30 protein-coding genes and 1 pseudogene are annotated in these 24979 nt (G+C 34.8%); 18 read left to right on the top strand and 13 right to left on the bottom strand.

Annotated features, from left to right (window positions below):
- Nucleotides 1-9 precede the first annotated feature (9 nt).
- The 5 genes from AC4MCC_RS14530 to AC4MCC_RS14510 all read right to left on the bottom strand — a co-directional run bounded on the left by AC4MCC_RS14530 (nucleotide 10) and on the right by AC4MCC_RS14510 (nucleotide 2914).
- Nucleotides 10-165, bottom strand: a complete 156-nt coding sequence (locus tag AC4MCC_RS14530) for a hypothetical protein (RefSeq protein ID WP_491885874.1) — start codon at nucleotides 163-165, stop codon at nucleotides 10-12.
- Nucleotides 165-479, bottom strand: coding sequence for a hypothetical protein (locus AC4MCC_RS14525; RefSeq protein ID WP_491885873.1), 315 nt, complete (start codon nucleotides 477-479; stop codon nucleotides 165-167). Before AC4MCC_RS14525 ends, AC4MCC_RS14530 begins: the two co-directional genes overlap by 1 nt.
- 60 nt (nucleotides 480-539) lie before the next feature.
- A complete protein-coding gene (locus AC4MCC_RS14520; RefSeq protein WP_491885872.1) occupies nucleotides 540-845 on the bottom strand; it encodes a phage antirepressor KilAC domain-containing protein in 306 nt (101 codons plus the stop codon).
- A 61-nt stretch (nucleotides 846-906) separates the two neighbouring features.
- Nucleotides 907-1305: a Rha family transcriptional regulator gene (locus AC4MCC_RS14515; protein ID WP_491885871.1), complete on the bottom strand. Its 399-nt coding sequence runs from the start codon at nucleotides 1303-1305 to the stop codon at nucleotides 907-909.
- 262 nt (nucleotides 1306-1567) lie between these two features.
- On the bottom strand, nucleotides 1568-2914 hold the full coding sequence (locus tag AC4MCC_RS14510) for a YonV C-terminus-related protein (RefSeq protein WP_491885870.1): 1347 nt from the start codon (nucleotides 2912-2914) through the stop codon (nucleotides 1568-1570).
- A 1121-nt stretch (nucleotides 2915-4035) separates the two neighbouring features.
- Between AC4MCC_RS14510 and AC4MCC_RS14505 the strand changes: the two genes are divergently transcribed.
- The 11 genes from AC4MCC_RS14505 to AC4MCC_RS14455 all read left to right on the top strand — a co-directional run bounded on the left by AC4MCC_RS14505 (nucleotide 4036) and on the right by AC4MCC_RS14455 (nucleotide 11006).
- Nucleotides 4036-4413: a hypothetical protein gene (locus AC4MCC_RS14505; protein WP_491885869.1), complete on the top strand. Its 378-nt coding sequence runs from the start codon at nucleotides 4036-4038 to the stop codon at nucleotides 4411-4413.
- Nucleotides 4414-4422: 9 nt separating this feature from the next.
- Complete coding sequence (locus tag AC4MCC_RS14500; protein ID WP_491885868.1) at nucleotides 4423-4797, top strand: hypothetical protein; 375 nt, start codon at nucleotides 4423-4425, stop codon at nucleotides 4795-4797.
- A gap of 152 nt (nucleotides 4798-4949) precedes the next feature.
- A complete protein-coding gene (locus AC4MCC_RS14495; RefSeq protein ID WP_491885867.1) occupies nucleotides 4950-5294 on the top strand; it encodes a hypothetical protein in 345 nt (114 codons plus the stop codon).
- Complete coding sequence (locus tag AC4MCC_RS14490) at nucleotides 5284-5631, top strand: hypothetical protein (RefSeq protein WP_491885866.1); 348 nt, start codon at nucleotides 5284-5286, stop codon at nucleotides 5629-5631. The genes AC4MCC_RS14495 and AC4MCC_RS14490 overlap by 11 nt, the downstream gene beginning before the upstream one ends.
- Nucleotides 5628-6002, top strand: a complete 375-nt coding sequence (locus AC4MCC_RS14485; protein WP_491885865.1) for a hypothetical protein — start codon at nucleotides 5628-5630, stop codon at nucleotides 6000-6002. The genes AC4MCC_RS14490 and AC4MCC_RS14485 overlap by 4 nt, the downstream gene beginning before the upstream one ends.
- A 234-nt stretch (nucleotides 6003-6236) precedes the next feature.
- Complete coding sequence (locus AC4MCC_RS14480) at nucleotides 6237-6614, top strand: hypothetical protein (protein WP_180134286.1); 378 nt, start codon at nucleotides 6237-6239, stop codon at nucleotides 6612-6614.
- Nucleotides 6615-7178: 564 nt separating this feature from the next.
- Nucleotides 7179-7409 (top strand): hypothetical protein, encoded by a 231-nt coding sequence (locus AC4MCC_RS14475; protein WP_491885864.1) that lies wholly within the window; start codon nucleotides 7179-7181, stop codon nucleotides 7407-7409.
- A 5-nt stretch (nucleotides 7410-7414) separates the two neighbouring features.
- Nucleotides 7415-9085, top strand: a complete 1671-nt coding sequence (locus tag AC4MCC_RS14470; RefSeq protein WP_491885886.1) for a portal protein — start codon at nucleotides 7415-7417, stop codon at nucleotides 9083-9085.
- Entirely contained in the window at nucleotides 9075-9266 is a 192-nt protein-coding gene (locus AC4MCC_RS14465) for a Bbp19 family protein (protein ID WP_491885885.1), read from the top strand. Before AC4MCC_RS14470 ends, AC4MCC_RS14465 begins: the two co-directional genes overlap by 11 nt.
- A 294-nt stretch (nucleotides 9267-9560) precedes the next feature.
- A complete protein-coding gene (locus AC4MCC_RS14460) occupies nucleotides 9561-10283 on the top strand; it encodes a hypothetical protein (protein WP_491885884.1) in 723 nt (240 codons plus the stop codon).
- A gap of 198 nt (nucleotides 10284-10481) precedes the next feature.
- Nucleotides 10482-11006: a phage capsid protein gene (locus AC4MCC_RS14455; protein WP_491885883.1), complete on the top strand. Its 525-nt coding sequence runs from the start codon at nucleotides 10482-10484 to the stop codon at nucleotides 11004-11006.
- 82 nt (nucleotides 11007-11088) lie between these two features.
- On the opposite strand, the gene AC4MCC_RS14450 is transcribed toward AC4MCC_RS14455, so the two are convergent.
- The gene (locus AC4MCC_RS14450; RefSeq protein WP_180105282.1) at nucleotides 11089-11571 is read right to left on the bottom strand and encodes a hypothetical protein; all 483 of its coding nucleotides are present in this window, start codon (nucleotides 11569-11571) and stop codon (nucleotides 11089-11091) included.
- A gap of 64 nt (nucleotides 11572-11635) precedes the next feature.
- On the opposite strand from AC4MCC_RS14450, the gene AC4MCC_RS14445 reads away from it, so the two are divergent.
- Nucleotides 11636-11860, top strand: a complete 225-nt coding sequence (locus AC4MCC_RS14445; RefSeq protein ID WP_491885882.1) for a helix-turn-helix domain-containing protein — start codon at nucleotides 11636-11638, stop codon at nucleotides 11858-11860.
- Nucleotides 11861-12658: 798 nt separating this feature from the next.
- Nucleotides 12659-13033: a hypothetical protein gene (locus AC4MCC_RS14440; protein WP_180105280.1), complete on the top strand. Its 375-nt coding sequence runs from the start codon at nucleotides 12659-12661 to the stop codon at nucleotides 13031-13033.
- Between the two features lie 523 nt (nucleotides 13034-13556).
- Here the strand turns inward: AC4MCC_RS14440 and AC4MCC_RS14435 are convergent.
- The 4 genes and pseudogenes from AC4MCC_RS14435 to AC4MCC_RS14420 form a co-directional block, all read right to left on the bottom strand.
- The gene (locus AC4MCC_RS14435; RefSeq protein WP_180105279.1) at nucleotides 13557-14852 is read right to left on the bottom strand and encodes a Y-family DNA polymerase; all 1296 of its coding nucleotides are present in this window, start codon (nucleotides 14850-14852) and stop codon (nucleotides 13557-13559) included.
- A gap of 28 nt (nucleotides 14853-14880) precedes the next feature.
- Nucleotides 14881-15459: a LexA family protein gene (locus AC4MCC_RS14430; protein WP_491885881.1), complete on the bottom strand. Its 579-nt coding sequence runs from the start codon at nucleotides 15457-15459 to the stop codon at nucleotides 14881-14883.
- A gap of 464 nt (nucleotides 15460-15923) precedes the next feature.
- Complete coding sequence (locus AC4MCC_RS14425) at nucleotides 15924-16532, bottom strand: hypothetical protein (RefSeq protein WP_491885880.1); 609 nt, start codon at nucleotides 16530-16532, stop codon at nucleotides 15924-15926.
- Nucleotides 16533-16549: 17 nt separating this feature from the next.
- Nucleotides 16550-16744, bottom strand: a pseudogene (locus AC4MCC_RS14420) (hypothetical protein); the annotation flags it as partial.
- Nucleotides 16745-16900: 156 nt separating this feature from the next.
- Here AC4MCC_RS14420 and AC4MCC_RS14415 point away from each other — a divergent pair.
- Nucleotides 16901-17710, top strand: a complete 810-nt coding sequence (locus tag AC4MCC_RS14415; protein WP_491885879.1) for a hypothetical protein — start codon at nucleotides 16901-16903, stop codon at nucleotides 17708-17710.
- A 256-nt stretch (nucleotides 17711-17966) separates the two neighbouring features.
- Here AC4MCC_RS14415 and AC4MCC_RS14410 read toward each other — a convergent pair whose 3' ends face one another.
- Nucleotides 17967-18191, bottom strand: a complete 225-nt coding sequence (locus AC4MCC_RS14410) for a hypothetical protein (RefSeq protein ID WP_100329926.1) — start codon at nucleotides 18189-18191, stop codon at nucleotides 17967-17969.
- Between the two features lie 250 nt (nucleotides 18192-18441).
- Between AC4MCC_RS14410 and AC4MCC_RS14405 the strand changes: the two genes are divergently transcribed.
- The gene (locus tag AC4MCC_RS14405) at nucleotides 18442-18762 is read left to right on the top strand and encodes a type II toxin-antitoxin system RelE/ParE family toxin (RefSeq protein ID WP_004896915.1); all 321 of its coding nucleotides are present in this window, start codon (nucleotides 18442-18444) and stop codon (nucleotides 18760-18762) included.
- On the top strand, nucleotides 18755-19027 hold the full coding sequence (gene nadS / locus AC4MCC_RS14400; RefSeq protein WP_004896911.1) for a NadS family protein: 273 nt from the start codon (nucleotides 18755-18757) through the stop codon (nucleotides 19025-19027). The genes AC4MCC_RS14405 and nadS overlap by 8 nt, the downstream gene beginning before the upstream one ends.
- A gap of 1361 nt (nucleotides 19028-20388) precedes the next feature.
- On the opposite strand, the gene AC4MCC_RS14395 is transcribed toward nadS, so the two are convergent.
- A complete protein-coding gene (locus AC4MCC_RS14395) occupies nucleotides 20389-20850 on the bottom strand; it encodes a DIP1984 family protein (protein ID WP_000761345.1) in 462 nt (153 codons plus the stop codon).
- A 285-nt stretch (nucleotides 20851-21135) separates the two neighbouring features.
- Between AC4MCC_RS14395 and AC4MCC_RS14390 the strand changes: the two genes are divergently transcribed.
- Together AC4MCC_RS14390 and AC4MCC_RS14385 are read left to right on the top strand one after the other, a co-directional pair.
- Nucleotides 21136-22392: an OprD family outer membrane porin gene (locus AC4MCC_RS14390; protein WP_347454991.1), complete on the top strand. Its 1257-nt coding sequence runs from the start codon at nucleotides 21136-21138 to the stop codon at nucleotides 22390-22392.
- Between the two features lie 25 nt (nucleotides 22393-22417).
- Nucleotides 22418-24034, top strand: coding sequence for an alkaline phosphatase D family protein (locus AC4MCC_RS14385; RefSeq protein ID WP_347454222.1), 1617 nt, complete (start codon nucleotides 22418-22420; stop codon nucleotides 24032-24034).
- A gap of 43 nt (nucleotides 24035-24077) precedes the next feature.
- Here AC4MCC_RS14385 and AC4MCC_RS14380 read toward each other — a convergent pair whose 3' ends face one another.
- A complete protein-coding gene (locus AC4MCC_RS14380; RefSeq protein WP_347454221.1) occupies nucleotides 24078-24803 on the bottom strand; it encodes an acid phosphatase in 726 nt (241 codons plus the stop codon).
- Nucleotides 24804-24979 lie beyond the last annotated feature (176 nt).

Here is a 24979-nt window from a genome sequence, read left to right as displayed (position 1 = left end):
AAAGGGTAATTAATCTTTATAGTAAATGCCTTTAGCTCCAATTGAGCTAAGGGCAATAAGTTGTAATAGTGAAATTGAATGTCTGTCATCTAGCTTCACATCAATTAAATGTAGAGCTAGTAAAAAGTTTGTTGCTAAATAAGTTGCGATAAGAGCTTCGATCATTAGTACGCTCCAAAATGAGTTTTAATTGCTTTCATGTTGTCATCATAGCTGCCATATAAATCCTCAATACCAAAATCAATATCTAGGTCATCTGCATATTCTTCTTCATATTTGAGATAGTTGTAAGCTATTTCTGCATCTGCATTGAAGGCTGTTAATACGCCTTTCTTATAATCGGATTTGATGTCTACAAGATGCTCGTATAGTTCATCGTCAATTTCTGCTTCTTCTACTGATCTGCCGTTATACAAGCCTGTTTGTAAGATCTTGGCTTTTACGATTTTATTGTATGCAGTTTTAGTTAATTTTCTCATTCCTAGTCCTGGTTAATATTAAGGGATGCTATGAACATCCCTGCCCTTTTTTCTTGTGTCTTAGTTGAAGTCTTCAGCGTTAAGCTCAATCTTCATTTGTCTAGCCATTGCAGCTAAACCTTTATAAGTGATACGAATTTGAGGCTGGTGTGTTGTAACTTTCTCAACTAAGTAGCCATTCATATTCTGGTAGTAGCCAATAGAGTCACGACCAAAACGGTCTTTATTGATCCATTTCTTTTCATACAGCCATGCTTTCATGTCTTTTAATTTCATACCACCTAAGAATTTGTATGCATCTTGGAAGCACATAGATCCTTTCTTTCCTGCTATAAGATCGTATGCATCTACAGTAGGCTTCATCACTTCAATTGCTTTAGCAGCTTCTAATAACTTGGCTTCAGCTTCTTGCTTAGCTGTTTGCTCTTCAATCCATTTTTACTGGATCTTCAATCATGTAAGAAGGTCGTACTGCTTCAAGAACTTGAGCTTCTAGTTCATTCCATCTTTTGATAATTGCCATTCTGAGCTGTACGTTATATCCCGATACCAAACAAATTGATAAGTCTTTATCTAAGTTGAAGCATGGAAGTGTACGTCCAGTGCTGTCTTTGTACTGAGCGCAAAATTGCGCTGAGTCAATTTGAAGCTGTTCAAACATATTTCTAATATCACGAAGAACGTCTTTATGTTCTTTACCTGTCATGTCTGCAATTTCTTTAGAAGACATTGTTTGAATTATAGGACTAGATACAACTGAAATAGATGTGTTAATAGCTGTATTGTATGGTGTAGAGTTTTGAGTTTGTAATGATAAATTTGTCATCTTTTTTATCCTTTATATAGATGTGTTTTGAGTCCGCTTATAATCCTAATTGGATGCAGACTTAATATATTGGGTTTTGTATTGTTTATAGTCAGATAGGCTTTTTAATATGGGCTGACTAATCCCCATTCTTGTTTTTATTGTTTTCTTAATAATGATTATTATACAAAATCAAAATATGTTTTGCAATGGCTGATAATATATGTTAGTCAATCCTTAAAATAGCCTGAGATTACAGGCTAAAATAAGAATTTTTAATAATTTAAACTAATTCTAACTGTTCGGCTTCTTCTGTAACTTCAATATCTTCAGCAGCAGAATTTTCAAATTCATCATTTAACCAACGCTGTAATAAACTACGCATTCTTGAGCTTGGTACATAAATATTGACTGGGTTACCTTCACGAATAGCAGAACGCCATATCCATTGGACCATCTCAGATAGAGCGAATACATCTTCCTTAACAGGGAATCCCTTCATAGCTGAAGCTTTAACAACCATTGGATTTGGATATAGGTTCATCAAGTAAGCTAAGTTGGTTTTGTCTTTGTATTCGTTAGTTGCCTTTGTATTGAAGGCTAACCATTCTTCTTTATAGCGTGATCCAGCAATTGCTGAATGTGCTTCTTTAAATGAAGTCCAAAGTCTATCTGACTTTTTCGCTTTAACATGGTTACGGAAATAGTTATCAAGATTTTTTGACAACTGCTCACATAAAGCTTTCTTATTTGATTTGAATTGGCTTGAACTCAATGCTGTAGTTTTAGTACCAATCTCATTAATAAACTTGTTATCTGAAATAGTGACTAAATGCTTAATTTGAGAAGGCTTGTTACCAAAACGGATCAGTTCATACTCAACGCCATACGATTTCAAATACGCTGACATTTGAGAGCCTTCAAACATATAAGTAGCAATCCAGACTTCTTTAAAAGATCTCAGTGTGTCGATACTCAATTCCCAAACAATCAGCTTCTGGTCCACATACAAGAGCTGACCAAGATCGCACATTGTTGCTAGGTTTTCATATTTTGTACCTGTTGGATCACCACCGTTATCACCATACTTCTCACGGTTGAAACGAAGGGTTACAGCATCATCATCAACATGAATCCACCCTAAACGGAAAAGAGCTTCTAACTCTGTAGATGAATGCTCGGTATATACATCATAAACCTGGATCGTTTCATCAATAATCAGTACATAATCTTTAGCATCATCCAACATATTTGGTGTTAGATTCATAAAGAGCTGATGTGTACTGACTACGTTTTCTTTGTTCTTTAACAGGTATTGCAAGCTTTCAGCTTTATTCCCGCCCTTATAGCTTGGATGCTTGAAACGTCTTTCTTTTAATGGAGCATCATCAATATAAGCGTAATGAACGCTAGTATCGTCTTCTGTGGTAATTAAAGGACGTTTTAACGTATCTTCAGGATCGTATGTAGTACCTGAAATACGATGACATTCATCAAGTAATGGAGTGATATAAAGAAAGTTTTGATCTTTTTCTGCTGTTCTAATGTTTTCTATAATTTGAGTAGTCTTACCGCTACCCATCATTGCATCATAAACTTTAAACACTGTGCTTATTTTTCCTATTGGCACGTTTTTTATTCCTCATGATATTTTGTTGTTATGGAAGACTGTTCTTCCCTCTTGAGACAGATTATACAACTCCAAGACAGATAATGTCAATAGCTTGTCTTGGGACTTGGTTTTTGTCTTGAAACCCTTTATTTGTCTAGCTAAATGGTTGTTTTATTTTTAAATTTATAATTGTGGATAAGTAAGACAGGTTTCAGTCTTAATTGATCTTAGGTTTTATACGGCTTTCGCTGCAATTCGATACTCAAATTACAGTGAATTTATAAAGGAAAATTTAAAGGCTGTAGACAAAACCTTGTCTTAGACATTTTATAACTACTTGTTTTTAAAAATAAAAAAAGCAAAAACCTTAAAACAAAAATGTACGGATTCTAGGTACACATAAGCGCACACAGACATAGCACCTAAAGCCTATTTACTGACCGCCCTCTGTTCCTTCCATTACTGTAGCTATTGCATACAGTCGGTTGGTTGCTCAAACATTTACTTCAGCATAGCTTCGTTGTTACTCGCTATACTTCGTAAAGTTTCGAGCTGAGGTCCATTCTTTTATAACTCAATGTTTTCAACTTATTTTGAAGGAAGCTTAAAAAGTCTTATAAAATAAGGCTAGACAAAACCTTGTCTTGGGACTATCAAAAAAGTCAATCTTTTAGGGCTTTTTTTAACTTGAATCTTAAAGAAGAAATTATAAAAAAATACAGATAACTAATTAATAAATATTTAATTAATTTTTCAAATAAAGAAAAAGAATAGAACGATATATCGAACTCCTTTCAGTCGTTCTCATATCTTCTTATAGAAAAATAGTTGTTCAACCTATAACAAGCTTCTTATTCATTTCCTTAACAGTCAATGAATAACAACCTTTAACAGTCAGGTAATCAATCTTTAATCTGTATCCGTACCTTAACAGGCACGTATCCATATCAAACATTGAACTGACTGCCTACTAACCTGTTTTCTTTCAATACCTATCAGATATAAGAATAGAAAAAAGCTTTCTCTTTCTTTTAAAAAGATAATTAATTATTAATTTAAAAATAGAATTGGTATCTGATTCTGTATCTGTTTTTTTCTATTATCTATATAATTCAATTACAAACTTGAATATGAATGTTATGAAAAAATATTTTGTACTTTTTGCTTTATGTTTAATGATGTCTACTAGCTATGCTGATCAGAATAAAATGATGATAGCTAAAAATATATGTGATAAGTCTGAGAAATTATCATTAATAGCTCAGGAAGCAAGACAAGATAATTTATTACCTAGTGAAGCTACTACTAAACTTTTAAATTATTTAAATACTCAAAAATTGACAAAATTTGAAAGGGATAGTTTGACTAAAATAGTATTCGTTATTGTTTCTGATGCATATCAAGCTCCTGTTTTTAATGATCAAATTAAACGGAATAATGTTATTACAGGTTTCGCACAACACACATATACATCTTGTTTAGATGCTTTAAATAATGAATTATTTAAAAAGAAGTAGATTCTAAATATGAAAAAGATAGCTCTATCCTTACTCATAGCCTGTATTGGTACTTCTGCTTACTCTGATTCAGATTATGAATTAGCTCAAGCTTATTGTAAAAAAGCTGAAACAGTAGCATCTCTAGCTCAAACATATAGACAATTAGGTATGAAGGCTTCTGAAGCTACAGAAAAACTTATGACTGTCTCAGCTACGATAACGGATCAACAAACACGAGAAAAAGAAGAAAAGCATATTTTTATGGTTATTCAAGATGCTTACACGGTATCTGTATACCCTACTCAATCAATGAAAAAGCAAGCTATCTCTGATTTTGAAGAACGTCATTATTTAGCATGTAGCCAATCATTTCAAAATGCTATCAATAAGTATAGTAAATAGCCTATGTAGAATAGGTATTCTTATTCCTAAAAGTTATAAAGATTGACAATATAATAAAAATATGTTATATGTGTACCTGTTTTTTATAACTAAAGCTTATATGAAAACGAGATCAAAAATAATAAATAAAACTACTAATAAAAAGAGAAACTATGTATTCAGTATATAAAATCTATCAAGCTGACAAGCTAGTACTTGTCACATATTCAGACATCATTCCTGAATTTACAGATACAACCAAACTAAAACTTATTCTAAATGGACCAACTATTCCTATTTCCTTATTTGAAGCCTATTTCAAAAATCCTGAACTGTTTTCTATTACTACCCATGAGATAGGTATCTACAATGCCCTAGATGCTTCTCAAATCGTTCAAGAGGAATCAAAATTAATCGGTACAGACAAACCTTCCATTAAAGCTAAAACCTCAAATAGAGCTATTAGTACAGCTAAGAAACATCGTACTAAAAAGGTAGTTAAACAGAATGAAGATTAAGGGATGTAAACGACAATCCTTCCTAGATCAAGCTATTCAAAATGGTGGACAGCCTATCTTCTATTTAATCAGATGTTGGGATAAAGAAGAGTCATTCTATAAACTTGGTATCACAGTCAATAACATACTGACTCGATACGGTACGGTTAAAGCTATGCCATACGAATGGGAGATATTATTAGAACTTCCTGGGACGGCAGAAGAAATATACGATCTAGAAGTAGCATTCAAAACAGAAATGCAGGACTACCACTATAAGCCTAAAATCTCATTCAACGGCTCAACAACAGAATGCTATACTGAGTTATCAGAAGCTTTACAACAACTTATAGAATGAAACTATTTAAAACATTTTTGCTTATCAGTACCTTATTTATAGCTAAAGCTTGGGCATATGATAATAAAGAAAGTGAAGGACATGTTTTAGATTGGTTTGAAGAAAAAAAGTCCATAGCGTTAGATGAAATGCAAGAAAAAATGAAGAGAGGTCTAGAATTTAAGTTTGCAGATATACTCTATTTATGCCAAGTTCATGATATTAATATAGTTTTAATTGGAATGGTTGAAGATAACCCTGAGATAAAAAAATCCCATTCCTGGTTAGTTAAATCAGCATATGATGATGAGAAAGAGCTAGAAAAGATTGGTGAAAGATACAAGATCAAAAAAGGCGAAGAATGTAAAACAGTGCCTGTCAAACTAGATTAAGAAGATTCAATTATGAAACTAAGAACTGTCCTTCTGCCTTTATTAGTTTGCTCAACAGCTCAAGTCAAGCCATTTGGACGTACAGACTTCATCCTAAAAGATCGTATTATTCCTATTATAGAATAAAATTACAGAAAATTAGATCTTTACCTCACTCAACAAAGTAAATACTTAATGTTATTCTAATATAGTCAAAAATTTATTTTTATTAATAATATGAAAAAGATTGCAATAATGAGTATGCTTGCTATAGCAGCAAGTTCAAGCTTTGCTCAAAAGATGACTGAGCAACAGTTCAATAAGCAGGTTAAGCTTTATCAAGAACAAATATCTAAAGATGAAATAGAACTTAAAAATAGAGAGTATCCATATAATGTTCAAAATATTGCTGCCTATCAGCAAGCACTATGTAGAATTTGGGATACTAAAATGAAAATAGTTGATCTAACTGCTGATAATCGTGACATTAACGGTGCATTAGATCTAGGGAATAAGACAATGGAAGAACTTATACCTGCTGCTGCTGGTATGCGGAATGCTACTAATAGAACCTATGCACAATATTGTCGAGATATACAAATTTTAATTGATGCTACAGGTATTCAAAAGTAAAACACAACATATGGTGTTTATAATATACCTTAACCACAACATATAGTTGTTGGCTATTGACATTCATCAGAAATTCTGATATAGTTCTCATTACTTATTTAGAACGACTTAGGCTGAATAAGAATAACAATAAAACTAGGTCAGTCATTTATATATCCTTTATTTCATCCTTACTAATCTGCTTATTCAGATAGGCAGATCAGACATCCTCTATTCCCCTTTTTAGCTCAGTATAGTTTATCTCTTTCTATCCTGGGCTATATTCAATAGCTCTATTAAAACAGCTAATAATATAATAAAAATAAACAAGATCTGTATTTAAAACAGACATCTACCATTTTTAAAAAAGAGACTCTATTCAACCTGGTAAGCAATAACAAATACAGCAACTACAGTAAACCATCCAATAGAACTAAAGAACAGACTGCATAGCTTACTGAATCAATTAGAGCTTCATATAGGCTTGAACAGATGCCCTTCTATCTACCTATGTACGCACGTACACGCACACGCATTTTGCAACATCAACAGCACATCAAAAAAATAACTATAGGAACATTAATAATGGGATCAAAACAAAAGGTTCAAAAGCAAGAATCACCAGAAGAGATCGAACGTAAAGCTAAAGAAAGAGCGCAACGAGAAGCGAATGAGAATGCAGCTTCAAGACGTAAATATAAGCAAAGCTCGATATTAGGTAGCTTGCTAGGCAAGAATACAGTAATCAGCAACCTATACCATCAAGCTAGTAATACAGGTAACAATAATTCGAGTAATACGAAAACAGGGGCTTAAAGAGATTGAACGCACAACAAATATTAAAGCGTTTGTCTCAACTAAAATCAGATCGAATTAAACACGAATCCCACTGGAAGGAATGTTATAAATATTGCGCTCCTGAACGTCAGCAAAGCTTTCAAGATGTAGCAGCTACAGCTTTAGAACAAGAACGAAAACAAGCTAGGATAGAGCTATTTGATACAACAGCAGTAGAAGGTATTCAACTACTTGTTAGCTCTATTGTTAGTGGTACTACAAGCCCTGTAAGTATATGGTTCAAATCAGTTCCAAGCGGTGTAGATACACCTTCAGAGCTTACTGAAGGCGAACAATGGCTCAGTGCTGTAGATCAATTCCTATTTAGAAATATCCATGCATCTAACTTTGATTCAGAAGTCACAGACTTTCTTACAGACTTGGTAGTAGCTGGATGGGCAGTATTATATGCAGACACAAATAGAGAAAAAGGTGGCTTTACTTTCAATACCTGGTCTATTGGCAATTGCTATATCAGCTCTACACAAGCGAATGGATTGATCGACACAATCTATAGAGAGTTCGAGTTATCAGCTGAACAAATCGTATCTGAATTTGGTATAGACAACGTATCAGACAAAGTAAAAACAGCAGCAGAAAAGAAACCTGATCAGAAGTTCACATTAGTACAAGCTATCTTCCCAAGAGACGTTAAGTTTGTAAAAGGAGAAGAAGGTAAACGTGTTTCAACATCAATGCCTTTCGCTTCATACACAATCGAATCTCAATCAAAACACATCCTAAAAGAATCAGGCTTTGAAGAGTTCCCTTGTGTCGTATCACGCTTTAAGAAAATTCCAGACTCACACTATGGCTTAGGCATGGGATCTATGGTGATCAGTGATGCCAAGACAGCTAACCAACTGACTAAACTATCTCTACAAACAGCAGAACTTAATCTTGGTGGCTTATGGATGGCTGCTCATGATGGCGTTGTGAACCCTAATACACTTCGTATCCGACCTAATGCAATTATAGCTGTTAACTCTATTGATAACTCTATTAAACGCTTAGATACAGGCTCGGCTACTGTAGGTATGGGCTTAGACTTCTTACAACATTTCCAAGCTAAGATTAAACGAACATTAATGTCGGATCAGCTCACGCCACAAGGCAGTTCACCATTAACAGCGACAGAAATACAAGCAAGAGTACAGGTATATCGTAACCAGCTAGGCGCAATCTTCTCTCGAATGCAGGCTGAGTATCTCCAAGTATTACTAGAACGTACATGGGGATTAGCAATGAGATCTGGTGTACTTCGACCAGCTCCTGAAGAGCTTATGCAAGCTTCACGTATCAGTTTTAACTTCATCAATCCTATGGCTGCTTCACAAAAGCTAGAATGGGTAACAGCAATTCAAAACCTAATGATGAACGTATCTCAGATGGCTCAGATTGATCAGACAGTGATGGACAACCTTAACCTCGATGCAATGGTTCAAGTCATGGCAGATGCTTTATCCGTACCTGTAGAAGCGATTAGAACAGATGAAGAGATAGCACAGCTTAAACAAGAACAACAACAAGCTATGCAAGAGCAACAACAGCAACAAGCATTAATGTCAGAAGCCGGCTCAACAGCAATGGACATAGCAAAAGATCAAGCTAAGAACATGACACCTGAGCAATTAGGAGAGATGTTTGAACAGTAATAAGTATCACAGAGTCTTTACAAGTAATGAAGGTATAGAAGTATTAGATGAACTCATTTCAGTCTTCCATGCCAAACTAGCATTTGATAAAGACTCCGCAACACAGACAGCCTTTAATCTAGGACAACAGGATGTAATTAACTTTATCTTGGCTCGTATTAAGGAAGCTGAAAATAGTTAGAATCCTAAAAATTTTAAAATAGGTTCAAAGAAGTTAGCTATGCTCTTAGCAACGTAGTTATATGCATCTTGGATTTTGATAAGCACATAGCACAACAGTAGAAAGCCACCAATAAAAAACCAAAATTTGAAATAGACACCTGGACTATCAATCTTCGGATCATAGCGTGGATCTTTATTAGGATCGTACATAATATCCCTGAGAGCTATATACAATATTTAGATACTAGCTCAATCAAATTTTGAAATATAGGGCTAATAAATACTAATAAGAATAAAAAAGAGAAAAAAAAGAATGACAGACAACTTAGAACAACCACAAATTAATGAAAAAGATACAGTATTAAATACAGCTAATAATAGCTCTATTGAATCAACGATTCCTGAGAAGTTTAAAGTAGTATCAGAAGATGGATCAGTAGACTATAAAGCAACTGTAGCCAAGATGAACGAGTCATACAGCTATCTAGAAAAGAAAGTCGGAACTGGTGAAGTAGCTCCTAAATCGGCAGATGAATATAAGATTGAGCGAGAAGACTTTAACTTTGAAGATTTCAAAGCAGATGAATCAAATAAACAATTTCTAGCTGAAGCTCACAAGCATGGGATCACAAACAAACAACTCGACTTCCTTTTGAATGAGTATGACAAACGTGCAGTAGATCTAGTATCTAATAGTTCTCAATTTGATACAGACTCAACTATCCAGTCGCTTCAATCTGAATGGGGCAACAATTATGAATCGAATATCTTTTCAGCTATTCGAGCAGCTAAATCAGCAGGCTTAACAGAAGAACAGATTAATGATCCTAGTATTGGAAATAATGTAGCAGTAATTAAAGCACTTGCTTATTTCGGTTCACAGATTGCAGAAGACAAGCCAATCAATAACGGCACATCAGTTAGTACAGACATCAATTCCTTAATGCGTAGTGAAGCCTTTTTCGATTCAAAGCACCCAGACCATAAAGCTGTGAAAGCTCAGATTGATTCGTATTACGACAGCCTAAGACGATAACAAATAGCTCCTGAAGTGGCGTTCAGATAAAGCTTCAAGCCATACAGTCCTTGTGTAGAGCATGTGACTGTATCACTTCTTATCAGCCCGATATGGATAACTGAAACAATAACAAGCTCTACAAACACAACATAAAAAAAGAGCTAACAATAGCTCTAACAATAAATCTAAATAATAAAAACAAGGACAATTAAAACAATGTCATATAACATTACTGATAGCGTATTTGTAAAACAGTACGCAGACACATATTTAGCTCTATTAGAGCAGAAAGAATCAAAACTATTATCAACAGTAACGAATATTGGATCTATCACTGGTACTTCTTGGACTCTTAATGAGATGGGTACTTTAGGTGATGACTTCAATACATTAACTCGTTTCGGTGAGACTCAATATACAGACGCTTCATTCGCTTCTCGCTTGGGAACAATGAGTGACTTCCCGAATTTTACCCGTTTGGCTATTCAAGACCTTCACAAGCTGAAGGCTCAACCACAAGATCAGCTATTACAACGCTTACATAGCAAGTGGAATCGTAAAGTTGATAAGGTTGTATATAACGCTCTATTAGGTAACGTACAACGTAAGACAGTAGGTGCAGACACTTATACAAACGTAGCTCTTCCTGCTAGTCAGATCTTAGGTGATACAAATACGCCTATCACTAAACAGTGGACTGCTCCCAGTATCCTAGACACGAGACCAGATCTGGGCTTTTAGTCTATTTACACTCAGATTTCGAAACTTAGTTAAGCCTAAAACAGTTCCATGTATTTTATTTAGGAAAGAACAATATCTAGAACTACTGATAGATATCCACTAGGTCACTAATAATAAAATCCCATTGGTTTTCTGAAATCTGCAGGAAATCAATTTTTCCCTCAAAAAGAATATTTAGCCTGTCAATGATAGTCTGCGGATGTCTTTCCAGGATCTGAGCGATTTCATTAACTGAGGCTTCATTTTCAAGCATCTCTAATAACACGGAAATATCACTTTCAGTCCAAAGCTTGCCATGATTTTTAGGAAGGTTATTGGCTTCGGCAATATAACGATGATAGAAAGATTTTACATCTCCCCAATACATATCAGTAATGGGCTCATCATTGCTAATCTGAACATATTTCCCACTTTTAGGCCATAGAAACCACTCACGACCTTTATACGAAATATAGCATTTGGAAGCTGTAATCTGCTCGAAATCTACACCTGGAGTATTCTGAATTCTCGTTAAGTGTTTTTTTAAATTTTCCTCCCTTAGAGCCTTCTGATTTATCTCATTCATATGTTTTCCTTTAATTTAAAATATCCTATTTTGGGATATTTTGAATTGTAACTGATATTGGGGCATGCGCTCAATACATGACCCTCGGTATAAAACCCTTATTCAGAAACTAATCGAATTACGTGAGTCTAAAAATATGACTCAGGTTGAGCTTGCTCGTCGGTTAGAAAAGCCTCAGTCTTATGTCTCAAAAATAGAAATTTTAGAAAGACGCATGGATGTAATTGAATTGATAGACTGGTTAGCTTGTTTAGATGAAGATCCAGCAATTTTTTTAGCTACTTTGTAAGAAACCTAGATTAGCAGTTGATGTGCACTATCTTTTTTCAGCTTATTAAAATGATTATCTGAAACAGATCAAACCATCATTTTTTAACTCCAATTTTGCTGACAAAACTAAACCAATAGAGAAGTTTTTAGTCAGAACAGGTGCCTTTAGAAACGCTGCGATTGCTTGGTGAAAATGATCAATTTCAGGTTTAGAACAGAGCAGGTGACACTATTGTTTTCTGGCGAGAGTTAATATCTCTCAAAGCTAGAAAAAACGTCAAAAATATAAATTTTTTGAAGAGAAGTTTATCTTTAATTTTAATAATTATGAGTCATTTTGAATGAACTCATGCTACTTATTTTCGCTATCATCGAAGGCCCACCACCCACCCTCTAATAAAGAAATATCAAACAGCATTCTGCCAATTACTAACTGAAATTTGGGACTAAATTTAATACCGGACCGGCACACGCCGGAAATTATCTTGTCACACACCACGCATCTAACGATGCAGTCTCGAATCCCATGCAGTGCAAGGGTTTCAAAGGTTTTTGAGATAAAAGCGAGGTGCTACCAAAAATGCAAAAAAAAACGTATAAGCTCTTAATAAATATTAATTTTATGTGATACCACTAGGGCTACCACAAAAACAGCGTAAAATGTGATATAAATATTTTAAAAACAAATAGTTAGGGTGGTAGCGTAAGAAAAATTATGGGGCTACCATAATATTAGTGGTTTTTTATATTTATCAATACTTTATGTGCTACCGCTAACTATAAAAATATTTAATCCCAAAAATGATAAAAATTAAAAATGACGATCACCTCAACTCGTAAATTTGGCATTCGATTAGATAATAATATTGCTAATGAATATGTTGCTATGGCAGAAGCCAGAGGCATAAGTCCCTCAACATTACTGAGGGAGTTGCTAACCAGTAATTTGCATTTAGCATTGTTCAAATTTGAGATCTATAAATTAGAAAAACGCTTAGATGAACATAGCAAAATGGTCATGGATACCACGAACAAAATTGTTGCTACAGAGCAAATACAGAGAGATATGGCTAGAATGTATTTGATGATGCTTTGGCTGCTTAGAAGTCAGGGAAGTACACGTGAAAACCTGGAAGATTTACAACAACGCGCAGAAGTTTATTATCAGAAGTATTATAAAAAGAACAACTAATATGCATAGGGAAATATGGCTGAAGATTTTCTCTTCTCAATGATTTTTTGGGGAATGCATGGCTCAAATTATTTATGATCTTTTTTCGATTTTTTGAAGATTTTATGTCGGTAGAGGAGAGACTCTAAACATGTTTTTTTTGGCTTTTTTGTCAGTTTATTCATGTTTAGCTCTGAGTGGTATTTGAGAAAAATGATGTCGATTTGCTGGTCTTCAATACACTGAGATTTTTTAGATGTTGGTGTATTTTTGTTGCTTTGGTAGAGCCTAAAAATTTAGATTTTTTGTGCAAAACAGTCCAAAAATTTAAGCAACAATTCGCTATGGAAGGGAGACATTTTATGTTCTAAAAAATGCAGATGATGAGCTTATAGATAACTAGAGATTTGTAGATCTTGAAGAGATTGTTGATAAGAAAGACATGCATTTTTTCTCAAAACAGCATGGTCAAAATTTATAGTTTAATAGGTATATCTCCGTACTTTCGGGCGTGAGATGAAACAGGTTTTTGGATGTAAAAATATTATTTTACTACTAGTAGTTGATCCCATCGAAAATAGTTTTGTGAGAGCCGATCTCTCGACATACTCCATCTTCGGTTCGGTATCATGCTTGCCCCTAAAGCGAGTTTATTCTTGCCGTACTTACTATGAATTTTTTCCAGTGACTCCATTAAAGTATCACTGATTTCCACGTGCTTCATATCAGTAAACATGTCATAGATATGGTTTGCCTTTTGTTCTAAACAGGTCAGGATCACCCCACATTTTTTGAAGCCGATATCTTTTGCATATAGGCCATCAATCATTGCTGTAGCCAGTTTAGAAAGTACGAGTAAATTGTCAGTGGGTTCAGGTAGAGCTAGAGACAATGACTTGTTGTAAAAAGGCTTGGAACTATCAAATGGGTTGGATTGCACAAAACCAATGAGACACCCACATAAGAGTTGATCCTCTCTAAGTCTTTTCACTGCATCCATGACATAGAGGGACATCGCTTCCTTAAGATCATCAATATGGTAGATCCGTTGTCCAAAGGAACGACTGGAAATAATCTGTTGTTTTGATGGCGGAGTATGTTCTAGTTCAATGCAGGAAACACCCTTTAGTTCTAATAAGGTGCGATGCATGACAATTGAAAACTGATCTCTGATCATCAATGGCGAAGACTGGACAAAATCCATGACAGTATGAATACCCATACCATTAAGCTTCTTAGAATGCTTGCTCCCTACACCCCAGATTTCACCCACCTCTATCGACTGGTATAGCACTTCTACTGAACACGGATCCATAGCAATCAAGTTGCAGGCTCCATTCAGATATGCATTTTTCTTTGCAATATGGTTGGCGAGTTTTGCCTCTGTTTTGGTTCGGCCAATACCGATACATACTGGTAGACCAAGCCAGGATAAAATGCGCTGACGCATTTGTTGCACATATTCAGTCAAATCATAGTTTTCAGTATAAGCAGTCAGATCTAAAAAACACTCATCAATGGAATACACCTCCTGTTCTTTGGGAGATACAAATTCTGAAAGTATTTTCATGAATCTGCGTGACATCTCTGCATATAAGGCATAGTTGCTAGACAGCACTTGTACGTTATGTCGTTCCACAATATCTTTGATCTGAAAAAGAGGTACTCCCATCTTTATTCCTAAATCCTTGGCTTCCTGCGAACGGGCGACAGCACAGCCATCATTGTTAGATAAGACAATGACTGGCTTGTTATTTAGACTTGGATTAAAGACCCTTTCACAACTCACATAGTAGTTATTAATGTCCACCAAGGCATAGACTTTCTTTTTATATTCCATGTCTTAAACCAAAAGGCTAATTATTGATTTATTTACGCTTCTTGCATGGCTTTAGAACATAGGTGACTACACCCCAAATCACCATTTCTTGGCCATCTTTCAGGTGAATATCCGAATAGTCAGGGTTTTCTGCCTTGAGCCAGCGTTCATCACCCTCGATCATCAGGCGTTTGACCGTAAATTCATTATCAATCAATGCAATCACAATATCTTCATGTTTGGCTTCCAGACTGCGATCTACGACTAGTTCATCATCTATATCGATACCTGCGTCACGCATTGAAAGCGAAGCGACTTTCACAATGAATGTAGCTGCCTCATTCTTGATGAGGTGTTCATTCATATCCAAGGTTTTATCTACATAATCTTGGGCAGGGGAAGGAAAACCAGCGGCTACTTTTTCAGCAGCCAAAGGAATATGCATAGTTGTGCTTGGATTAACCAACGTAATAGAAGCAACATCATTGAACTTAGATTTCTTTGAGTTGCTGAGGTAGTTCTTGATTTCAATTACCAGGGATTCAGGAATACGCATAACCTTTGTAGGTTCATCGTATACAAATTTTCGTCCGGCACCTTCTCTACGACCACCACGTTGACTGACCATCGAAACTATCCCCTGAATATTTTGAATACGTAACAAATTCAAATATAGGTTGTAGAGAATGCTAAGGCAATGAAATCATGACAAATGGTGTGTTTTTTTTAAGTTTCTTATATTTAGTAAAAGAATGAAGTGAACAAATCTTGAATGACATAGCTACCTTAACGCTAGGAGTACAGAAGTTGAAGTTCATTGTACTTTGGAAATAATGAGCCTTTTATCCGATAAAAGGTATGAAACTTCTCACATAGTGAGCATCGCAAGTAACAGCTTCCTAAACTCTAAAAATAGGATATTTCTATTTTGGGTTTACAATTCAAGTTCGCATAAGAGATTTTATGTTAAATCTAAAAATTAAAAATCCCAATTAGGTATTGGGATTTTTAAATAGAACTATAATAACTTTAATTTAACCATTATTCAGTGAGTAATGTATATTAGTTCAGGCTTGATTAGACATAACTTTTTTACTGTTGTGGAACATTCAAGAAGTGAGGATCGTTATTGAGTAAGTAATCAATACTCTTGTCATATACACCACACGTTATATGAATTTGACCTGTTCCAGAGCCAGTTTGAATCATAGAAACAACTGTTAATCCATTGCTATACGGTTGAGCCGCATAGTACATATAGCGACCATTTCTATTCTTCTGATAAGTGTGTTTATTAAACTTATAGTTTAAGTTGAATTTTTTTGGATCTTCCAATGTGTTTTTTATTACATCTAGATCGCCTCGAACAACAGTTCTAGTGAAGATACGGTTAATATCCTTTCGATCTACCCCTCTACGTTCATCATATCCCAGAGCAACACGTATAACAGGCAAGCCATCTACATTAGAGATACCTGCTTTATTGATTGATGGATATGTTGAGTTATATTTTTCCTTGTTGATCCAACCGCTAGTTTTAGATGAAAACAATTTGGCAAAATCAGGATTATTAACCACAATAGATTTAGCATTAGTGTGTTGAAATTCTAAGTTTTTACAAAGTAACTGATCCCCAAGCTCACTTGCATTTGATAAAGCTGATACAAAAACTAAACCCAATAAACTTAATGACTTTTTCATTGCTTTCTCTGCTTTACTTATAACCTACTTTTAAAAACAATATATGAAAAGTAAATCAAAGTACATGAGACTTCTTTCATAAGTCGTTTTTCACTCAGTTCCAAATTATAGATTCCAGCAATTAAATTAAATCTAAACCCTAGTCTTTTGCCTCGGTTGCAATATCGCTCAGCAACGATTTTGAAGATTTTCAAACGACCAAATACATGCTCGATCCCAATTCTTCTTTTATTGATTTACTGATTATAGATTTTGGCTAGTATCAGGTATATTTAAGTCAATGAAAAAATGTATTTTTTAAGGTTTTAAATATTAATTCCTTCGGTTATATTTAATTTGCTTAACACTACTTTATATGTTGATTAAAAATGAATAAGTTGAATTTTCTAAAAAATTCTTTATTAGTTACAAGTTTAGGTTTCTTTTTGGTTGGTTGTGGTAGCTCCGATGTTGAAACAACGCAAGAACCAACATCTACAAAATCAGAAGAAGCTAAACAATTTGAGAGAGATATAGCCAATAGCCTGACTGTTAGCAATGTTGAGGAAGTAAAAGTACCTGACCGTAGTGCATTCCGAACAGTTGATGGTGATTTTTTAGAATTATATGAATTAAAAGAAAAAGTATTAAAGATTAAAGATACAAATAATGTAGATGGTGAAAATAACTTCCCTTTAGACAATATATCTTCTCATAGACTGTTTAAAGATATAGATGTACTTATGGAAAATAACCCAGTATTAAAAATGGAAAAAGCAAGAGTTTCTATGCTTCCAAAAGTAATAGAGGCAACTAAAGATATTAAAGAAGTTGAGTACATCAAAGTACCATTTAACATTGATCAACAATCACATAATGGCCCTGTGGCATACCTCTACAGTTGGAACAAACCACAAGGGAAAAACATCTTTGAAGCTTCCATGCAAGTAACTTCTAATTCAGATCATTTAAGATATGATGATGGTTTAGGTTCTTTTAAAATAGGCCCATTAACTCAAGAACAGGAATTGGAAATTGTACGTGGAGATTTAATCCGCAAAAATATGCAGGGTGATGCTTACTACATTGTTCAAAGAGATCAACGTCGTTCAATGGTGCTTGTACCCGCTTATTTAGACTACAAAATTTTGAATGAAAAAGGTGATGTTGTTTATAAAGCGAGTGTAGATAAGTTTTAATAAATTTATTTAAAATACGAAAAGCCATTTGATTAAATCAGGTGGCCTTTTCAAGTTTTCCTACAATTAACATAATACACGTTATGCGAAGTTGAAAAATTAAGACTATAACCTTAATTTTTATGTATTTTTTTAAATTTAAGACCTAGGCCGGTGCCTAGGTTTTTTATTTCATATAAGAGATTTTATGTTAAACGAGTGATGAAAAGGCTCATGAATTGTGCCTTTCATATAACATCTATTATTTAATTTTAAATTATGAATGTTGAATATCGAATACCGTACCTAATCGAGCTGATATTTTTTCAATAGTAGACTCCAATACTTCAGAGGTTAGATCTAATTTAATTTCTTCTGGATAAAGATTTAATAATTCCTTAATAGAGGGTCGCTGATTTAAAGGTAGACAATCAATTAAGGCCATCAAAAATTTAGGATCAAAAGATCTTATTGATTTAGCCTTTAGAACTAAACGAGGCATTCTATATATTTATTATAATAATGTACTTAATGTAAATTATATCAATTAATTAAATATACTATAAATGACTTTTTGTATCAAAAAATTGAATATTTATTTACCTTTTGGTTGTAATTTCTATTACCTAAAAATCAAAATTGAAGCTAATCACGTAAGATAATTTCGGTTATGAGAAATGAGAGCTACCTTTTCTCGTTTTTTTATTCTAAAACTGCTAAAATTCTTATACGCCATTGACGTACTTAAACCTATGCTATTCATTGAAACTAGTATTTTTACCAAGCAAATCAAAGAGCTTGTAAGTGATGAAGAGTATCGTCAGCTCCAGCAAGATCTCTTGGTACAGCCTGATAAAGGTGACTTAATCAAGAATGGCGGTGGCATTCGTAAAGTACGCTGTGCTCAAGGTAATAAAGGTAAAAGTGGCGGTATCCGTGTGATCTATTACTGGGTCACAGAAGATGATCAGATATTTTTCCTGGTGGCTTATCCAAAGTCTATGAAAGATAACCTGACAGACAAAGAGACCTCTATTTTGCGTCAATTAGTGAAGGAGCAATTTCATGGATAACAACTTATTTGATGACCTGGTTGCTTCAATCAAAGAAGCTGGTGCCATCAAACGCAATGAAATGAAAGCAAGCCGGGTAACTGAGCTTGAATTGCCGGATATTAAGGAAGTACGTGAGAAGACAGGCTTAACCCAAGCTGAATTTGCTGCACGTTTGCATATCAGTGCCAGAACCCTGCAAAACTGGGAACAAGGCCGACGCTATCCGACTGGTCCTGCAGCGACTTTAATTCGCATTCTGGATGCCCATCCAACTTTGATCTAAATATTTTAGATAATAAAAAACCCCAGCATCCTGCCGGGGTTTCTCATATTGGGTTGCTAGGTATGACTCCTGTCTTACCTCACGCTCCTGGTGCGATCTTTCTTATTCTTGTTGTTTGGAACATCCTGTTCTCTATGACTTCATCATAGGAAAATTCACCTATCCTGGATAGCCGCAAAGGGCCGAGTTTTATGTGAGCCAAAGCGTACAAAATAGCCTAAATTTTATCCCCAGCAATTGGGGATAGTTTTGGAACCTGGATCCGTATGAAATGGGCACTGATTGCTAAATTGATCATTTTTTTAGCCAATTTTCTTGGCAAAAACTATCAAAAACGATCATAAAAAAGCCGACTTGTTTCAAAATCGGCTTTTCGGTCATTTTTAGATTTTTCTGGTTTTATTAAGTGTTTGATAATTATATTAATATACAAGTGTACTTCGTATAATATCCATTATGTTAAATAGGGCTAGATTTAGTTGAAAAGTAAACCATTTTCAAATTTCGCATAAGAGATTTTATGTTAAATAATGGTTTTTATATGATCTAGTATTTCTAAATATAAGTGCAATTTTACTAAGGTTGCTTAGATGCTATGGAATCTAAATATCTAAATTGTTCATCCCCCTTTACTTCATTTTCATGTTTAATCACCGCTATTAGTAAAACTATGGTCATAGCCCCAGCTAGATAGATGATCTTTTTTCTCATGATTTACTTATAGTGAAATTCTTTTTGCTTATTTTATATAAATCATAAAATTGTGATATATACCAATCTTCTAGGCAACTTAGTCCTATTCCAAATAACCCAAAAAATCCGATATCTTTGTAAGCTTTAACCCACAAAAATTGAGGGATAGTTTTCGAAATAGAGTCTTTGATAAAATAGTAAAAATCAATAAATACCTACTTTTTAAACTATTATCATTGAGAGAATATTACAAAGTTGCTTAAAAAAGCCGACTTGGAAACAAGTCGGCTTTTCGACATCGTCGAGCACATTTTTTATATCATAAATTTCCGATTTTTATAATTTTCAAAGTCTATCTTTCAGCTCTTTATACAACAAAGCTGAACTGAATTAAAAATAGAAATGTAGTTGAGCTGATGCTTGCTCATTTCTTTATTTTTAGTAATTGAGGTGAACATACTGTCAGTACATGGTAGTTATAAGTAACGTGTAACTTTGTTTGCACAAAGATTTGAGTTATGCCAAGTGATGGATTGATTTGTACTTAAAATTTTAAGCTTATCCACTTGCTTTGCAAGCCACTACACTTTATTTACAATCCTATGTTGTGGAAGTAAGGGATCTTGTACTCGCCCAGTATGTTCAACTTGATTATATCTAAAGGACTATTAGGCTTCAATCAAATCAATTTTCCAATTATTCGACTGAATTAACACGTTTAAATCACGTAATTTAAGACTAATATCATCAGCTTGTTTTTGTAATGATGAAACTGGAATAACTTTATGCCACTTTATTTCCCGCGTACTATAACGATCAGATTCACGAGATGTATTACTTATTGCTGCAGTTAGGGTTTTGTGCTGTTCTACAAATTCATCACGCAAAGTCAATAAAGCAAGTAGAGAACGGCCATCATTTAATTTTGTTAAAGCATTAGTTTCATGAATTGCATAACTTAATTTTTGAAATTCTTGAATTAAAGAAAATACTTGTTTTAGTAGTTCATTTGGATCTTCAGATGGTTGATCACCATCTTGTACCAATACATTTGCATTGATACGTTGTTTTAGTGAAATAATTTTTTTTTGTTGATCACTTCGAAGTAAGAGAGCTTCTGCTAATTTCATTTTTCACCTATTAACCAATTAGAATTAAGTTTTAAACAGCTTATATCCTCATTCTTTAAAGATCAAAAAAATTGCTTTTTTATCTAACTAAAAGGTGTCTACAAAATCGGTGGCTATTCAGTTATGCGCATATTAATTAACCCATCGAAATAATCATTAGCTTAAACAGGATTGAAGGTAGTCAATTTTAAGTCACATAAACTTAATAAATCTGAAGGATAAAATTCATATTGAGGATGTAGGGTATTTCAAAGTTTATTTAGTGTCCCCAAAAAAGGCAGTATTTTGATTTATAAGTTATTAATTTTAAGTACATTATCAATTGGAATGATTCAGTTCACGCATGCGGATTTTATAGAAGACAGTAGAGCTGAGGTTAATTTTAAAAATTATTACTTTGATCAGGATCAAGAGCCTACTGACAAAGATTCGACTGTATGGGGGCAAGGGATTGAATTGATGTACGAGTCCGGTTATACCGAAGGTAAAGTCGGATTGGGCCTAGATGCAAGTGCAGCTATCGGTATCCGTCTAGATGGCAGTAAAGATAAGGCTAAGAACTCATTAATGTTCCCACTTGATGATGATGGCGGACCTACTGGATATTGGACTAGAGCCTATCCCACATTAAAAGTTAAATATAGTAAATCTGAACTAAAAGTTGGTGAACTACGCCCCAAATTACCTATTTTAAGTCGCAGTTTTGCACGTTTAATTGAGTCCTCCTATATGGGAACGCAACTTACTTCAAAAGAAATAAAAGGTTTAAATTTAACTGCAGGATATGTCACAGAAGCAATTCCTCGTGCATCACGTGATAAATCTGAACTGTCTATCAAAGGTGCAACTCAGTCGAGTGATGGTTTTTTATTTGCTGGCGCTGATTGGAAACCAACTAAAGATTTAACTTTGCAATACTACGTGGGTGAACTCGATGATTTTTATGTACAGCAATTTTTAGGTGCTAAACATAAATTTAATATTACTGAAAATCAAAGTCTTAATACTGATTTAAGATTATTTGACACTCAGGCTACAGGGGCCAATGAACGTGGTGAAAAAGGTTATGGTACTAAAGTAAGTAACCAAACTGCGAGCATTGATTTCAAATATAAAATTAAAAATCATCAATTCCAATTTGGTGCTCAAAAAATTGGCAGTGATGGTGATTTTCTTCACATGAATCAAAGTGGTCTAGGAAATGGAGCTGATGGCACATTTATATATCTCCCTACCAATAGACTATTACAGAATTTCACCAATGCAGGTGAAAAATCGACGTGGTACGGATACCGATATGATTTTACAGATCAATATCTCAAAGGATTGAATGTCTCTTTCCTGAAAGTCCAAGGTCGTGATTTTGGTAAATGTGGATGTGCAACAGAGTCAGAAATCGACTACACCCTCAGGTACAAAGTTCCACAAGGAAAACTAAAGAATTTAGGCTTTACCGCGCAATACGGAAAATTTAAAAAAAGTACAGGCACAGAGCAGGAACAGACTCGAATCTATTTGACTTATAGCCTTCCTCTATTTTAATTAAAACCAATAATGTAGATAAAAGATGAATCAATTTAATGCAGATCGCCGACAATTTTTATTAGGTCTAGCTGGTTTAACCTCACTAGCATTGGTCTCAGGGCTCAGTCCAGTGAAAACTTGGGCTAATCCTAAATTTCCTATCAGCCCTTTTCAACTCGGTGTGGCCTCTGGTGATCCATGGCCAGATGGCTTTGTGATTTGGACGCGTGTTGCACCTTATCCCCTCTCTGTAGATGGAGGAATGCCTAATGAAGCAGTTAACGTCAAATGGGAAGTCGCACTCGATCGGAACTTTAAAAAAATAGTACAAACGGGTGAAGTACAAGCACATCCAGATTTACATCATACCGTACATGTTGAAGTGACAGGATTAGCACCACAAACACGCTATTATTATCGTTTCTTCATGAGCGATTATGAAAGTCCGATTGGTACAGCAAAATCAGCGCCTAGCGCTCAACAAATGCCAAATAAGGTTCGCATTGCTGTGGTGGGATGCCAACACTATGAAACTGGCTATTACACAGCTTATGATTATTTAAGCAAAGAAGAGGATATCGATATTGTCTTCCATTATGGCGATTACATTTATGAAGGTCCTGAAGGTAAAGGTGGTGGTCGAGCGATAGGTAATTTACGTGTATCTATCCCTGCTCGTCAGCATATTGGTCCAGAAATTCAAACTTTATTTCAATATAGAATACGGTATGCACAATACCGTGCTGATCCTAACCTACAAGCAGCCCATGCATCAGCACCATTTGCAATAACATTCGATGATCACGAAGTAGATAATAATTGGGTAGCAGATTTAGAAGAAAAGGGAGAAAAGAGAGAAATATTTTTGCTTCGCCGAGCGGCAGCTTTTCAAGCTTGGTATGAATACATGCCCGTACGTTTAGCTCAAAAACCTCAAGGCCCAGACATTACTGCATATCGCACCTTAGATTTTGGTCAAATGTTGCGAATGAATATTTTGGATACTCGTCAGTATCGTTCTCCAATTCTTTGTAGCAAAGCTCAGTTAGAACAAGGATTGGATACAAATGGTTACTGTCGGACAGACAATCACAAAGCAGAACATATGCTTGGCAAAGTTCAAGAGGAATGGTTGGCAAGGCAAATGCGCCATGATAAACGCTGGAATATACTTGCACAGCAGATCCAAGTTATGCCTTGGGTACGCTATAATAAATCAGGTAATGCTTATTTCGGTAAAGATACGTGGAACGGTTATCCATACGCCCGAGAACGTCTAATTCAATCTATACATGATAACGCTCCAAACGGAAATACTGTTATTTTATCTGGTGATCTTCATCAATACTTTGTTGCCAATATTCCAAGTGATCTAAATGATTACAAATCACAGTCTATTGCGACTGAATTTTTAACTACATCTATCACCTCAACTGGTAACGGCCAGCCTATCCGACCTGGTCAAGAAGATATTTTAAAGTTAAATCCACACATCAAATTTATTAATGATCAACGTGGTTATCAAACTTTAGATTTCTTTAAAGATCATATGCGTACAGATTTAAATGTACTTGATTTTGTTGAAAAGCCTGGCGGCAAACTTTCTATTGCAGCTAGTTTTGAAGTTGAATACGGCAAACCTGAAGTGAAAAGAGTTTAGTCATAAAAAATGCCTGCATATTGCAGGCATTTTTTATATCAATTTATTTAGTTTTTCTAGTTAATACGCGCTGTACTTCTTCTTTGGCCCTCGCTAGATCTGCTTTGAACTTAGGATCGGCTTGTAAACGAGCAAATTGTGCTGCACCTGTAATACGCCCTGCATCAACATCACTTTGCCAATGCATATTACACACTACACGGCTTTGCCCAAAATCAATACCACGTTTCAGAATTTCATTTTGACGATCAGGACGAATTTCGGCCAAAATTAATGCATATGTCCACCCAATCGTGGTGTGTCCCGATGGGTAAGAACCATTCGTGTTTAAATCTGTTTCTTCATGTGGCGTGCATGTTTTGACACCATAAAAAGCAAATGGTCGTTGGCGGTTATAATGCTTTTTCGCATCTTGTGTACTGTAGCGGCTATCACGCTTTACCTTTCTCAGTAGATCAAACAATATTGGTGTATTTTGCTTACTAATTTCTAATCCAAACGCCTCTGAAAACGGTATGCCAAGGTGTTCATTAGACACGTCAGCATCAATGGCAGCCTGTTTCCACTGCTCATCTGAACGTTGAACTTGCATTTGTTTGAAAATTGCTTGGTCATGTGAAAGGCTAACACTATCAGGTGCAGGTGGTTGAGGTAATATCAAAAGGCTATTTGGAGCTTGATGAGGTAATAAATACGAATCATCTGCTGCATAAAGGGATGGGCAAATGATTAAAAAAGACATTAATGGAATACATGCTAGTGTAGACATGGGTTTAGATATCATTAATTTATCGCATTTCTAAAATAATTCTGCATTAAAATAATAGATAGATTTTAATAAATAATGACAATTAGATTACAGTTTTAAAAAAAATAGGTATTCCTAAAAATACTGATTTAGCTCAAAGTTGGTGGGATAAGTCTGAAAATTAGTTTTAAGATTCA

It is taken from the genome of Acinetobacter sp. CAU_H_56 (genome assembly GCF_058599425.1).
The sequence above is the reverse complement of the archived record's forward strand: the minus strand, read 5'-3'. Positions and strand labels throughout refer to the sequence as shown.